The organism is Microbacterium sp. NPDC089188, from assembly GCF_040685155.1.
GTDB lineage: Bacteria > Actinomycetota > Actinomycetes > Actinomycetales > Microbacteriaceae > Microbacterium > Microbacterium galbum.
Window position 1 is genome coordinate 821,863 of sequence record NZ_JBFBHH010000001.1, and the last position, 13,445, is coordinate 835,307.

Consider the following 13,445-nt stretch of genomic DNA (forward strand, 5'->3'; position numbering starts at 1 on the left):
GGCCGGGTCAGGCGGCGGCGTTCACCGCGGCGGCGATGGCCGACGTGAAGAAGCCGAGGCCGTCGACGCCCGAGCGCATCGCTGCGGCGGTGCCCGGGCCGAAGCCGGGCTCGACCGCGTGCTCGGGGTGGGGCATGAGTCCCACGACGTTGCCGCGCTCGTTGGTGAGGCCGGCGATGTCGTCGAGGGAGCCGTTCGGGTTGACGCCGACGTAACGGAAGGCGACGAGGCCCTCCCCGTTCACGCGGGCCAGGGTCTCGGCATCCGCGATGTATCCGCCGTCGGCGTTCTTCAGCGGGATGACGATCTCGTCGCCCTCGGAGAAGTCGCTGGTCCACGCCGTCGAGGCGTTCTCGACGCGCAGGCGCTGGTCGCGACGGATGAACTGCTGGTGGGCGTTGCGGATGAGGCCACCGGGCAGCAGGTGCGCCTCGACCAGCATCTGGAAGCCGTTGCAGATGCCCAGGACGGGCATGCCCTTGGCTGCCGCGTCTTTGACCTCGGCCATGATCGGCGCGAACGCGGCGATGGCGCCGGCGCGCAGGTAGTCGCCGTAGCTGAAGCCGCCGGGCAGCACGAGGGCGTCGACGCCCTTCAGGTCGTGCTCACCGTGCCAGAGCGCGACGGGCTCGCCACCGGCGAGGCGGATCGCGCGCTGCGCGTCGCGGTCGTCGAGGGAGCCGGGGAAGGTGATGACCCCGATGCGTGCGGTCACCGCTCGATGACCTCGATGTTGACGACGTCTTCGATGACGGCGTTCGAGAGCATCTCGTCGGCGAGCTCGCGGGCCCGGGCGAGCGTGGCCTCGTCGACCTCGCCCTCGACGGTGAGCTCGAAACGCTTGCCGATGCGGACGTCGGAGAAGCGGTTCTCGCCGAGCCGCGAGAGGGCGCCGGCGACGGCCTTCCCCTGCGGGTCGAGAAGCTCGGCCTTGGGCATGACGTCGACGACGATGGTGGGCACTGCAGCTCCAGAAGTCGGGTGGCGTTGTGGAAGTCATCTTACGCGAGCGCGCCGACGCCTCGTGGTGCGGGGTGCGCTGCGGTGGTGGGGGTGTGGTGGGGCGCGGGTGGGGCGCGCCACGGGCCCGCGGACCGCCGTCGGGTGGAGCGCGGCGGGAGGGGGCGTCGCGCCGCTCCACCCCCGGGTGTGACTGCTCGCAGCAGGGATGAACGCCGCGCCCGGGGGTTTCCCCCGACGGCGGGCTTTTCCTGACCCGAACACTCGCCGGTCTCGGGCCGATAACGGTATGGGAGCGCTCCCTTGACGCCGTGGGAGCGATCCCATACTCTCGACCCGATCGGTGAGAGCGCTCCCACAGCGCGACTGCTCACACCGCTTCACACCCACCACAAAGGAGTGATCTGTGAACACCCATGCCCTGCGCCGGACCGCGCTCGTCGCCGCGGTCGCGTCCACCTCCGCCCTCGTCCTCGCCGGTTGCTCCGGCGCCGGGGGCTCCGCCTCGGGCGGAGACGGCGACGTGACCCTCACCATCGCCACCTTCAACGACTTCGGCTACACCGACGCGCTCCTGCAGGAGTACATGGACGCGCATCCGAACGTGAAGATCGTGCACAACAAGGCCGCCACCAGCAACGAGGCCCGCGAGAACTACTTCCAGAAGCTCGGCAAGACCGGCCTCGCCGACATCGAGGCCATCGAGGTCGACTGGCTGCCCGAGGTCATGGAGTACGCCGACCTGCTCGCGCCCGTTCCCGACGACCTCAAGAGCCGTTGGCTCGACTACAAGGTCGAGGCCGCCACCAGCGCGGACGGCAAGCTCGTCGGCTACGGAACCGACATCGGTCCCGAGGGCGTCTGCTACCGCTCCGACCTGTTCGCCGCGGCGGGGCTGCCCACCGACCGCGCCGAGGTCGCCGCGATGCTCGAGGGCGACTGGTCGACCTACTTCGCGGCGGGCGACACGTACGTCGCCGCCACGGGCAAGGCCTTCTTCGACTCCGCCGGCGGCACGTACCAGGGCGCGATCAACCAGGTCGAGGCCGCGTACGAGAACCCGGATGACGGGTCGATCACCGCCACGAGCAACCCCGAGGTCAAGAAGATCTACGACCAGGTGCTCGCCGCCAGCGCCACGCAGTCCGCCCACCTCGGTCAGTGGTCCGACGACTGGTTCGCGGGCCTGTCGAACGGCGCGTTCGCCACGATGCTCTGCCCTGGCTGGATGCTCGGCGTGATCGAGGGCAACGCCCCCGAGGTGAAGGGCTGGGACATCGCGAACGTCTTCCCCGGCGGCGCGGGCAACTGGGGCGGTTCGTACCTGACCGTCCCCGGCAACGGCAAGAACGTCGAAGCCGCGCAGGAGCTCGCCGACTGGCTGACCGACCCCGAGACCCAGGTGAAGGCGTTCGAGAACGCCGGCACGTTCCCGAGCCAGACCGACGCGCTGAAGGCCGACGCCCTCACCGGCAGCGTCAACGCGTACTTCAACGACGCTCCGGTCGGCGAGATGCTCTCCGAGCGCGCGCAGGCCGTGAAGGTCTCTCCCTTCAAGGGCCAGTTCTACTTCCAGATCAACGACGCGATGCAGAAGGCCCTGACCCGCGTCGAGGACGGAACGCAGAGCGCCGCCGACTCGTGGAAGCAGTGGGCGACCGAGGTCGACGCCCTGTCCTGACCCCGCGATCGGATGCCAGGGGCCGCGGGCTCGCGCCCCTGGCATCCGTCGCCCGTCCCCTTCTCGCGTGAGGGGTCGAGACCCGTCGCTCCCGCATCGTCGCGGGCGATGGCTTCCGGCCCCTCGCGCAACGGAAACGGAGCACAGATCGTGACCAGCACACTCGAACGCCCCACGGGGGGCGCGGCGCCGCAGACGCGCGCCCGCGAACCCCGACGCGTGGGATTCAGCACGCGCCGCAGCACGTGGGACCTCAAGCTCTCGCCCTACCTCTACATCTCGCCGTTCTTCATCCTGTTCGCGATCACGGGGCTCTTCCCCATCGCGTACACCGCCGTGATCTCGTTCATGGACTGGGACCTGGTGCGCAACTCCGGCGAGTTCATCGGCTTCGACCAGTACGCGTGGGTGCTCTCGCAGCCCAAGTTCTGGATCGCGCTGCGCAACACCTTCAGCATCTTCCTGCTCTCCAGCGTCCCGCAGCTGATCGTCGCCATCTTCATCGCCGCGATGCTCGACCAGAACATCCGCGCCAAGACCTTCTGGCGCATGAGCGTGCTGATCCCCTACGTGATGGCGCCGGTGGCCGTCGCCCTCATCTTCAGCAACATGTTCGGCGACCAGTACGGCGTCGTGAACACCACCCTGCAGAACCTGGGCCTGCCCGCGGTGCCGTGGCATTCCGACGCGTTCGCCAGCCACATCGCGATCGCGACGATGGTCAACTTCCGCTGGACCGGGTACAACACCCTCATCCTGCTCGCTGCGATGCAGGCGATCCCGCGCGAGTACTACGAGGCCGCGACGGTCGACGGCGCCGGCAAGATCCGCCAGTTCTCCTCCATCACGTTGCCGAGCCTCAAGCCCACCCTGATCTTCGTCATCATCACCGCGACGATCGGCGGACTGCAGATCTTCGACGAGCCGCGCATGTACGACCAGTACGGCACGGGCGGAGCCGACAACCAGTGGCTCACCGTGACCCTGTGGCTCTACAACGTCGGCTGGGGGGAGTGGAACTTCGGCCGCGCCGCGGCCCTCGCGTGGATCCTGTTCCTGATCATCCTCGCCATCGGCGCGATCAACATGGTCGTCACGCGTTCGCTCGTGCGCGACGACGGCAGCCGCGATCCCCGCAGCCGCCGCGAGCGGCGGGCGCAGGCCCGGGCCGCCGAAGAACGATTGAGGGCGGATGCCGCGTCGGTCGGCATCCGCGGAGAGGAGACGCGTCGATGACCGCCGTGAACGCCGCACCCGTCCCGATCGTGGAACGCGACACCCCGTCGCCTTCGCGCCGCCGCCCGCGTCCGGTGCGCGGATCGCGCCCCGGCTGGATCGTCTACGCGAGCCTCGGTGCGGTGCTGCTGGCCAGTGTCTTCCCCTTCTACTGGTCGCTGTTGATCGGCTCGGGCGACTCCTCCACCATCCGCGACGCGAACCGCTCGTGGATCCCGGGCGGGAACTTCTTCACCAACGCCGCCGCCGTGATCGGCGACTCCGCGGTCAACTTCTGGCCCGCGCTGCTGAACTCGATCATCAGCTCCGGCCTGATCGCGGCATCCGTCGTCTTCTTCTCCACCCTGGCGGGATGGGCGTTCGCGAAGCTGCGTTTCCGCGGCGGGCCGTGGCTGCTGGTCTTCGTCGTCGGGACGATGGCGGTGCCGATGCAGCTGGGCGTGGTCCCGCTCTACATCCTCTTCAGCGAGCTCGGGTGGACCGGGCAGCTCGGCGCGATCATCATCCCCGCCCTCACGAGTGCGTTCGGGGTGTTCTGGATGACGCAGTATCTGCGTCAGGCCGTGCCCGACGAGCTCATCGAGGCGGCCCGTGTCGACGGCGCGAGTTCGTTCCGCACCTTCCTCACGGTGGGCGTGCCCGCCGCGCGCCCTGCGGCGGCGATGCTCGGCCTGTTCACGTTCGTGAGCGCCTGGAACAACTTCTTCTGGCCGTTCATCGTGCTCGACCGCCAGAACCCGACCCTGCCGGTGGCCCTGTCGCTGCTGCAGTCCAACTACTTCGTCGACTACTCGATCGTCCTCGCGGGCGTGCTCCTGTCGACGATCCCGCTGCTGCTGCTGTTCGTCTTCGCGGGCAAGCAGCTGGTCAGTGGCATCATGCAAGGGGCGGTCAAGGGATGACCCTCGCGCCCACGGAAGGAACCCGATCCATGTCCACCACCCGTTCGTTCCCCGACGGCTTCCTCTTCGGCGCCGCGACCGCCGCCTACCAGATCGAGGGCGCCGCTTTCGAAGACGGCCGCACCGCGTCGATCTGGGACGCCTTCAGCCGCGTCCCCGATGCCGTCATCAACGCCGACAACGGCGATGTCGCGTGCGATCACTACCACCGCTACGCCGACGACGTGCAGCTGATGAAGCAGCTCGGCCTGCAGACGTACCGCTTCTCGACCTCGTGGTCGCGCGTGCGCCCCGACGGCGGCGCGCTCAACGCGAAGGGCGTCGACTTCTACAAGCGCCTCGTCGACGAACTGCTCGATGCCGGCATCCTGCCCTGGCTCACCCTGTACCACTGGGACCTCCCGCAGGCCCTGCAGGAGCGGGGCGGGTGGACCGTGCGCGAGACGAGCGACCGCTTCACCGAGTACGCGCTCGACATGCACGACGCCCTCGGCGACCGCGTCGACGTGTGGACCACGCTGAACGAGCCCTGGTGCTCGTCGTTCCTCAGCTACACCGCGGGCATCCACGCCCCCGGGCACTACTCGCAGGCCGAGGGGATGCTCGCAGCCCACCACCTGCTCCTCGGTCACGGGCAGACCGTGCGCGAGCTGCGGGCGCGCGACTCCTCGCTCAACCTCGGCATCACGCTGAACCTCACGGTGGCGGATGCCGTGAATCCGGCCGATCCCGCCGACCTCGACGCCGCGCGGCGCGTGGACGGGCAGTTCAACCGGTGGTTCCTCGACCCGATCTTCCGCGGCTCGTACCCGGCCGACATCATCAAGGACTTCCGCGACACCGACGCCGAGGCCGTGGCGCGCTGGCAGGAGGCCGTCCACCCGGGCGACCTCGAGGTCATCTCGACCCCCATCGACTCGCTGGGCGTGAACTACTACCACGGCGAGTTCGTGGGCGGCACGCCGCCCGAGGTCGACCCGCCCGCGGGCGACGCACCCACCACGCGTCCGATCGGTGTGCCGTTCCCGGCGCACGAGAAGCTCTACTGGCACGACCGCGGCCTCCCTCGCACCAACATGGGCTGGGAGGTGCAGCCCGAGGGCCTGACGCGCCTGCTGGAGCGGGTGAGCGAGGAGTACGCCGCTCCCGCCGACGTGGCTCTGTACGTCACCGAGAACGGCGCGGCGTACGACGACGAGGTGGTGGCCGACGACGGCGACGAGCGCGTCCACGACATCGACCGCGTCGAGTTCGTCGAGGCCCACCTCGGGGCCGTCCTCGACGCCGTCGAGCGCGGCGTCGACGTGCGCGGCTACTTCTACTGGTCGCTCATGGACAACTTCGAGTGGGCCTGGGGCTACGCCAAGCGTTTCGGCATCGTGTACGTCGACTACCGGACCCAGGAGCGCGTTCTCAAGGACTCGGGCCGGCAGTACGCTCGCATCATCGCCGAGCGTGCTCTGGCCGCGGCCCCCGCGGTCTAGAGCTCGACCGCCGGGTACGCCAGGAGGCAGGGCTATGGAGATCGCACCCGTTCGCGGTACCGCCACGATCGAAGAGGTCGCGGCGCGGGCCGGCGTCTCCCGCTCGACGGTGTCACGCGTGGTCAACGGTTCCACGGCCGTCTCTCCTGCCGCGCTCGAGGCCGTGCGCCGCGCGATCGACGAACTGCAATACGTTCCGAATCGCGCGGCGCGCTCCCTGGCCAGCCGGCAGACGCGGGCGATCGCACTGGTCATCCCCGAGCAGACCGACCGCTTCTTCGGCGATCCGTTCTTCGCCTCGATCGTGGCCGGAATCGGCGAGGTGATCGGCGACAGCGACTACATCATGAACATGCTGATCGCCAGCGACGACGCCAGCGCGAAGGCGCTCGCTTATCTGCGCGGCGGCAGCGTCGACGGGGCGATCGTGGCCTCGCACCACACCAGCGACACCTTCCTCGACCGCGTCGCCGACGTGGTGCCCGTCGTCTACGGCGGGCGCCCCGCCCGGGTGCGCGCCGACGACTACTACGTCGACGTCGACAACGTCGAGGGCGGCCGGGTCGCGACCTCGTACCTGCTGGCCCGAGGACACCGCCGCATCGCCACGGTGTCGGGTCCGACCGACATGCCCGCCGGCATCGACCGTCTGCAGGGCTTCCGCGACGCGATGGCCGAGGCGGGGCTGCAGCCCGTGGCCGTCGAGAACGGCGATTTCACCGAGGTGGGCGGGGCGCTGGCGATGGCCCGCGTGCTCGCCGCGGGCGAGCGCCCCGACGCGGTCTTCGTGGCGAGCGATCTCATGGCGCGCGGTGCCTACACGGTGCTGCGCGAAAAGGGCCTGGAGCCCGGGCGCGACGTCGCCGTGATGGGTTTCGACGACTCCGCGGTGTCGACGGCCCTCAGCCCCGCCCTGACCACGGTGCGGCAGCCCTCGCTCACGCAGGGGCGGTACATGGCATCCGTGCTGCTCGACATCCTCGCCGGGCGGCCGGCTGCGCACGCGACGATCCTGCCCACCGAGGTCATCGAGCGCGGCTCCGCCTGATCACTCCCAGCGTGCGGTGTCGGGGTCGATGCCGTGTGCGCGGGCGCTCGCCTCGATCGCGTCGCGCAGCCACGTGGCGAGCCCGGGGCGGATCGCGTCGTAGTGCGCGGCGAAGCGCGGGTCGGCTGCGTACATGCGGCCGAGGTGCACCTGCATCTGCCGGGTGAGGGGGAAGTACTGCGAGAACACCGTGCGGTGCCGCTCGACGAGCGCGTCGGCCAGCGCGTCACCGGGCTCGACGCCGGAGGCGACGGCGTCCGCGAGCTCCTCCTCCACGGCGGAGACCGCCCGCGTCACCTCCGCCCAGTCGTCGACGGAACGGGATGCCGAGCGCTCGGCGTACTGCTGCCATTGCGGTGATCCGCCATAGGCGTCTCGCGCCTCGGCGGGCCAGCTCGTGTCCCAGCCGGGCCCGAACGTCTCGTGCTGCTCGTCTTCGGAGAGGAGGATGCCGCGCTCTTGCGCCGCGATCATGCGCTCGAGGTCATCGTCGACGATCTGCAGCTGCGCGATGCGCTGAGAGACGTGGGCCCGCTGGACCCGGAGCTGTGCGGCGACGTCTCCTCCGGGCTCGTCGATCACCGCGCGGATGGCATCCAGGTCGAGACCGAGCTCGCGGTAGACCACGATGCGGCGGAGGCGCTCGAGGTCCTCGTCCGTGTAGAGCCGATAGCCGGCGCTCGAGCGTGCGGCCGGGCGCGCGAGACCGATCTCGTCCCAGTGATGGAGCGTGCGCACGGTGAGACCGAGCCGAGCGGCCGTCTCGCCCACCGGCATCCCCTGCTCACTCATGGGACCCATTGTCGTCGCGCCCGATCCCCACCGACTGCAGGTTCCGGCCTGCGACGGTCGCCGGGTCGAACACCTTGGCCGCGGTGAAGACGACCCGCGCCTTCTCGGGGGTGATCACCTCGACGTCCCGGGTGTTCCACGGGGTCTCGCGCACCTCGGGAACGGTGCCGAGGGCGCGCACCGACGAGACGACGGTGTCGATCTCGTCGAGGACGCAGGCGAAGCTCACGCTGGCGGGCGGGGCGCTCGAGCTCTTCTCGCCGACCACGAGCAGCACGTCCTGGAAGGCCCATCGTCGAAGATGGACCATCTGCCCGGGGATCGCGAACAGCTCGAAGAAACCGAGGCCCCGCGTCCAGAAGTCCACGGATGCCGGCAGGTCGGCGGTCGAGAGGGTGACGAACATGGGCATGCCGTAGATGCCGCGGTACAACGGGGGCGCGACGGCATCCGGTCCGGGAGGGGGCACGGGGCTGACCGCGAAGGCCTCGAAATTCTCGTCCATGGCCCCAGCGTCGGCCCTCACGCCGCGTGAGGGTCAAGAGCGTGATGAAGCAGCGCTGCTCTCGGGGCCATGGTGAGCGCGGAGAGCGGTCGGTGCGGGACAGCGCCGTCACGCGGAGGGGGTCTCGCCATGAACCGTGCATTCATCGCCGTGTCCGGCGCGCTGCTGATCGCCGCTGCGGCCCTTCTGACGGGGTGCGTCCCCGAGCCCCCCTCGCCGGCGTCGACCGCGACCGTCGACTCGCCGTCGGCGACCGCCCCGAGCGCCTCGCCGACGGGCTCCGCATCGACCCCGACCCCGACGGCCGCGCCGACCGCCCCGACCGCCCCGACCGTCGACCCGGCCGCCATCCCGGAATCCTGCGACGATCTCGGCGCGGCGGCGACACGGCAGCAGACGGTGGGGGGCCTGACCGCCCAGCACGCCGACGGGTTCGTGCGGCCGGCACCCGCGAACGCGACGAGCGAGCTGTCGTGCAACTGGATCCAGGAGGAGTCGGCCGGCGTTCTGCTCCTCATCAGCACCGCGTCCGCCGCCGAGGTCTCCACCGGGGTCGACGGGCTCGCCGCCCAGGGGTACGAGTGCCAGGCCGCGGAGGACTTCGGCGCCCAGTACTGCGTGAAGGCCGGCGGCACGGCGCAGACCGAAGACGTCGTGGTCGCTCGAGACGGCGTGTGGATCTCTCTCGAGACCGTCAACGTCGACGCGCGCGCGTGGCTGTCGGAGATCTCGTCGCAGATCTTCGGCTGACGGTGACGCCTCAGCGTCGCGGCTGCTCCGGCTGCTGGTACACGTCGGGGACGTCGTCTCCGTCGGCATCCACCTCTTCGGCGAGGGCGAGCTGCTTGTAGCGCCGGTTGCGCACGAGCAGCACGGCCGCGGCGAGGACGGATGCGAGCAGCGAGGCCGCCATGATCGCGATCTTCGCGTCGTCGGTGTGCGGGGAGCCGGCCGGGAAGCTGAGCTCGGCGATCAGCAGCGACACCGTGAAGCCGATGCCCGCGAGCAGCCCCACCCCGGCGAGGTCGATCCACTTCAGGGCCGGGTCGAGGCGCACCTTCGTCACGAGCGTGAGCAGGCGCACGCCGAGCAGGATGCCGACCGGCTTGCCGAGCACGAGGCCGGCGACGACGCCGATGGTCACGGGGTCCATCAGGGCGCGGACGATCCCCTCGCCGCCGCCCACGGCGACACCCGCGGCGAAGAACGCGAAGATCGGCACGGCGATGCCGCTGGAGAGCGGACGGAAGCGGTGCTCGAACTGCTCGGCGAGGTCCATGCCGTGGTGCTCCGGTTGGCGCTTGGACGCGGCAACGGGGATGGTGAACGCCAGTGCCACACCGGCGATCGTGGCGTGCACGCCCGAGGCGTGCAGGAACGCCCACGCGGCGAAGCCGATCGGCAGCAGCACGACCCAGGCACCCCACGCGTTGCGCGAGAACCACGCGCGGGCGCGGTGGGCGATCACGCCGTAGACGACGACGAGCACGGCGAAGACGCCGAGGGGGAGGAGCTGGATGTCGGTCGTGTAGAAGATCGCGATGATCGCGATCGCGATCAGGTCGTCGACGACCGCGAGCGTCAGCAGGAAGATGCGCAGCGGACCGGGCAGGTGCGAGCCGACGAGGGCGAGGACGGCGACGGCGAACGCGATGTCGGTGGCCGTGGGGATGGCCCACCCCGCCAGCAGACTCGGCTGCGTGTGCACGATCGCGACGTAGATGAGGGCGGGCACGGCGACACCGGCGAAGGCCGCCGTCACGGGGACGATCGCGGTGCCGAATCGGCGGAGGCTGCCCGAGACGATCTCGCGCTTGAGCTCGAGGCCGACCATGAAGAAGAAGACGGCGAGCAGGCCGTCGGCCGCCCACGACCCGACGCTCAGCTCGAGGTGCCAGGGCTCGTAGCCGAAGCGGAAGTCGCGCAGCGCGAAGTACGCGTCGGCGGCGGGGGAGTTGGCCCAGATGATCGCGATGATCGCGGCGACCACGAGCAGCATTCCGCCCACGGACTCCTGACGGAGCAGTGTGGTGACGCGGTGGACTTCGCGGTAGCCCGGCCAGCTCGGCGCGCGCGTGTGGGTTTCGGTCATGGAGGAGGTCCCTTCCGGGGTCGATCGACAGATCGTCGACCAGACTTCCCGACACGCCTCGACCATTCTATCGGCCGTGCGGGCGGCATTCGCCTGGGGCCGGACCATCCGCGAGATCGCAGCCCACGGACGAACGCACACGCCCCGGCAGGTTCGGAACGTGTGCGCTCGTGCGCATCGGATGATCTCGGCACCGGATGCCGCGACCCCGGCGGCTCAGCTCGGGTCGCCGCCCAGCGGGCCGACCGCGGGGATCGGGCCGCCGTCGTCGGCGCCGGTCTTGCGGGCGCGGGCGATCGCGTTGCCGAGGTGGTAGATCACCAGGGCCGCGACCGAGCCGAGCACGATGGCGCCGAGCTGGAAGTCGCCCCACTGCATCGTGAACCCGGCGATCGCGAGCACCAGGGCCACCGCGCCGGTGTACTGGTTGACCGGACGTGAGAAGTCGACGCGGTTGTCGACCCAGATCTTGATGCCGATGATGCCGATCAGGCCGTACAGCGCCGTGGTCACGCCGCCGAGGACGCCCGGCGGGATGGTGTTGAACACCGCGCCCACCTTGGGTGAGAGGCTCAGCACGATCGCGGCGAGACCCGCGACCCAGTAGACCGCGGTCGAGTACACGCGGGTCGCGGCCATCACCCCGATGTTCTCGCCGTACGTCGTCGTGCCCGAGCCGCCGAAGGTTCCCGCGAGCGTCGTGGCGACGCCGTCGGCGATGAGGGCGCGCCCGGTGGAGCGGTTGGCGGTGGCATCCGTCATCGCCGCGACCCCGCGCACGTGTCCGACGTTCTCGGCGACGAGCACCAGGACGACCGGCAGGAACATCGCGATGACCGACCAGGTGGCCGGCTTCGTGAAGTCGGCGATCTCGAAGGTCGGGAGCCCGACCCAGGGGGCCTGCTCCACGACGGAGAAGTCGATGAGGACCTCACCCGTCGTCAGCTGGATGATGACGGTCGCGACGTAGCCCACGATCACGCCGAGGAAGATCGAGATGCGGCCGAGGAAGCCGCGGAACAGCACGCTGAACAGGATGACGGCGACGAGCGTGATGGTGCCGGGCAGGGGCTGCACCTGGAAGTTCGACCACGCCACCGGGGCGAGGTTGAAGCCGATGAGGGCGACGATGGCGCCCGCGACGACCGGCGGCATGACCTTGTCGACCCACCCGAGGCCCGCGAACTGCACGACGAAGCCGATCGCCGTGAGCAGCACGCCGACCGCGACGATCCCCGCGAGGGCGGAACCCGTGCCGGCGGTGGTCGTGGCGGCGGTGATCGGCGCGATGAACGCGAACGACGACCCCAGGTAGCTGGGGAGGCGGTTCTTCGTCACGAGCAGGAACAGCAGGGTTCCCACGCCCGAGAACAGCAGCGTCGTCGACACCGGGAACCCGGTGAGCACCGGCACGAGGAAGGTCGCGCCGAACATCGCGATGACGTGCTGGAGGCCGATCGCGACCGTCGCGCCCCAGTTCAGGCGTTCGCCCGGGGCGACGACGGCTCCGGGTGCGACGGTGCGGCCGTCGCCGTGCAGCTTCCAGCGGAACATGTGTCTCCTTGCGAGGGGTGGTCCCTTCGACAGGCTCAGGGACCTCATGGGGTGGTGCTCAGGGACGGGGTGGGGTGGGGCTCGGGGGCCTCGTGCGGCAGGGGCGGTGGCTGAACTCGTCGAGGCCTCCGCGGGCGGGTCAGGACGCCGTGAGCAGGCGCAGGAGGGTCGCGTAGCGCTCGCGCGTGCGCTCGACGATCTCGGCGGGGAGGACGGGGGGCTCTCCCTGCTTGTCCCAATTCGCCGACAACCAGTCGCGCACGATCTGCTTGTCGAAGCTCGCCATGCGCTCGGCGGGGGTGGTGCCGGTGCGCCAGGCCTCGGCATCCCAGTACCGGGACGAGTCGGAGGTCAGAACCTCGTCGGCCAGGGTCAGCACGCCGTCGGCGTCGAAGCCGAATTCGAACTTCGTGTCGGCGAGGATCAGCCCGTGGGCCTCGGCGGTCGCGGAGGCGCGGTGGTAGACCTCGAGCGACAGATCACGCAGGGCGGTCGCGGTCTCGGCGCCGACGAGCTCGACGGAGCGTTCGAACGTGATGTTCTCGTCGTGCTCGCCCATCGGAGCCTTCCACGCCGGTGTGTAGAGCGGCTCAGGGAGGCGGTCGCCGTCGTTCAGGCCCTCGGGGAGGGGGATGCCGCACACCGTGCCCGACGCGCGGTACTCGGCCCATCCCGACCCGGTGAGGTAGCCGCGCACGACGCACTCGATCGGCTGCATGTCGAGGGAGCGCACGAGCATCGCGCGCCCCTGTACGGCATCCGGGATCAGGCTCACCGTCTCCTCGCCTTCGAGGCGGTGGTCGGAGACGAGGTGGTTCGGAATCGACGGCCCGCCGTCGCCGCCGGCGAGCTGGTCGAACCACCACAGGCTGAGGGTCGTCAACAGCTCGCCCTTGTCGGGGATGCCGGGTTCCAGCACGTGGTCGAAGGCGCTCACGCGGTCGCTCGCGACGACGAGGAGGTGTGCGGGAGTGGCGTCGGGGGCCGTCTCGGCGGGCACGTAGAGGTCGCGCACCTTGCCGGAGTAGACGTGGCGCCAACCGGCGAGCTCGAGGGGGGAGGCGGAGGTCACCCGCTCATTATCGCGGGTACGCGCGTCGCGTCCACGCGGCGCACTCGCGCGGATTCTCGCACAACGCCGCTCGCGGCGCCTGCCCCCCGGGCGAGGGGGGGCGGCTGACTACCCTCGGA

Annotated in this window: 13 protein-coding genes; 6 read left to right on the forward strand and 7 right to left on the reverse strand. The window is 70.3% G+C overall.

The window, feature by feature from the left end:
• Nucleotides 1–7 precede the first annotated feature (7 nt).
• Nucleotides 8–715, reverse strand: a complete 708-nt coding sequence (purQ, locus tag AB0N80_RS03775; protein WP_315993848.1) for a phosphoribosylformylglycinamidine synthase subunit PurQ — start codon at nucleotides 713–715, stop codon at nucleotides 8–10.
• Complete coding sequence (purS, locus tag AB0N80_RS03780; protein WP_076673305.1) at nucleotides 712–963, reverse strand: phosphoribosylformylglycinamidine synthase subunit PurS; 252 nt, start codon at nucleotides 961–963, stop codon at nucleotides 712–714. The genes purQ and purS overlap by 4 nt, the downstream gene beginning before the upstream one ends.
• Before the next feature lie 403 nt (nucleotides 964–1,366).
• Between purS and AB0N80_RS03785 the strand changes: the two genes are divergently transcribed.
• From AB0N80_RS03785 to AB0N80_RS03805, 5 genes are all read left to right on the forward strand, one after another.
• Nucleotides 1,367–2,641 carry an extracellular solute-binding protein gene (locus AB0N80_RS03785; protein ID WP_315993847.1) on the forward strand — a complete coding sequence of 425 codons (1,275 nt, stop codon included), beginning with the start codon at nucleotides 1,367–1,369 and terminating at the stop codon, nucleotides 2,639–2,641.
• A 150-nt stretch (nucleotides 2,642–2,791) separates the two neighbouring features.
• Entirely contained in the window at nucleotides 2,792–3,877 is a 1,086-nt protein-coding gene (locus AB0N80_RS03790; RefSeq protein WP_363577649.1) for a sugar ABC transporter permease, read from the forward strand.
• A complete protein-coding gene (locus AB0N80_RS03795; protein ID WP_315993845.1) occupies nucleotides 3,874–4,779 on the forward strand; it encodes a carbohydrate ABC transporter permease in 906 nt (301 codons plus the stop codon). The genes AB0N80_RS03790 and AB0N80_RS03795 overlap by 4 nt, the downstream gene beginning before the upstream one ends.
• Nucleotides 4,780–4,808: 29 nt before the next feature.
• Nucleotides 4,809–6,263 (forward strand): family 1 glycosylhydrolase, encoded by a 1,455-nt coding sequence (locus AB0N80_RS03800; RefSeq protein ID WP_315993844.1) that lies wholly within the window; start codon nucleotides 4,809–4,811, stop codon nucleotides 6,261–6,263.
• Nucleotides 6,264–6,297: 34 nt separating this feature from the next.
• Nucleotides 6,298–7,311: a LacI family DNA-binding transcriptional regulator gene (locus AB0N80_RS03805; RefSeq protein WP_363387629.1), complete on the forward strand. Its 1,014-nt coding sequence runs from the start codon at nucleotides 6,298–6,300 to the stop codon at nucleotides 7,309–7,311.
• Here AB0N80_RS03805 and AB0N80_RS03810 read toward each other — a convergent pair whose 3' ends face one another.
• Both AB0N80_RS03810 and AB0N80_RS03815 read right to left on the reverse strand, forming a co-directional pair.
• Nucleotides 7,312–8,103 carry a MerR family transcriptional regulator gene (locus AB0N80_RS03810; RefSeq protein ID WP_363577651.1) on the reverse strand — a complete coding sequence of 264 codons (792 nt, stop codon included), beginning with the start codon at nucleotides 8,101–8,103 and terminating at the stop codon, nucleotides 7,312–7,314.
• Nucleotides 8,096–8,608 carry a VOC family protein gene (locus AB0N80_RS03815; RefSeq protein ID WP_363577653.1) on the reverse strand — a complete coding sequence of 171 codons (513 nt, stop codon included), beginning with the start codon at nucleotides 8,606–8,608 and terminating at the stop codon, nucleotides 8,096–8,098. Before AB0N80_RS03815 ends, AB0N80_RS03810 begins: the two co-directional genes overlap by 8 nt.
• Nucleotides 8,609–8,737: 129 nt before the next feature.
• Here AB0N80_RS03815 and AB0N80_RS03820 point away from each other — a divergent pair, with 129 nt between their 5' ends.
• Nucleotides 8,738–9,358, forward strand: coding sequence for a hypothetical protein (locus AB0N80_RS03820; RefSeq protein WP_363577655.1), 621 nt, complete (start codon nucleotides 8,738–8,740; stop codon nucleotides 9,356–9,358).
• A gap of 10 nt (nucleotides 9,359–9,368) precedes the next feature.
• Here the strand turns inward: AB0N80_RS03820 and nhaA are convergent, their stop codons facing one another.
• The 3 genes from nhaA to AB0N80_RS03835 all read right to left on the reverse strand — a co-directional run bounded on the left by nhaA (nucleotide 9,369) and on the right by AB0N80_RS03835 (nucleotide 13,326).
• Nucleotides 9,369–10,700, reverse strand: a complete 1,332-nt coding sequence (nhaA, locus tag AB0N80_RS03825) for a Na+/H+ antiporter NhaA (protein ID WP_315993839.1) — start codon at nucleotides 10,698–10,700, stop codon at nucleotides 9,369–9,371.
• Nucleotides 10,701–10,916: 216 nt separating this feature from the next.
• On the reverse strand, nucleotides 10,917–12,254 hold the full coding sequence (locus tag AB0N80_RS03830) for a solute carrier family 23 protein (RefSeq protein WP_315993838.1): 1,338 nt from the start codon (nucleotides 12,252–12,254) through the stop codon (nucleotides 10,917–10,919).
• Between the two features lie 139 nt (nucleotides 12,255–12,393).
• Nucleotides 12,394–13,326, reverse strand: coding sequence for a phosphoribosylaminoimidazolesuccinocarboxamide synthase (locus AB0N80_RS03835; RefSeq protein WP_315993837.1), 933 nt, complete (start codon nucleotides 13,324–13,326; stop codon nucleotides 12,394–12,396).
• Nucleotides 13,327–13,445: the final 119 nt, after the last annotated feature.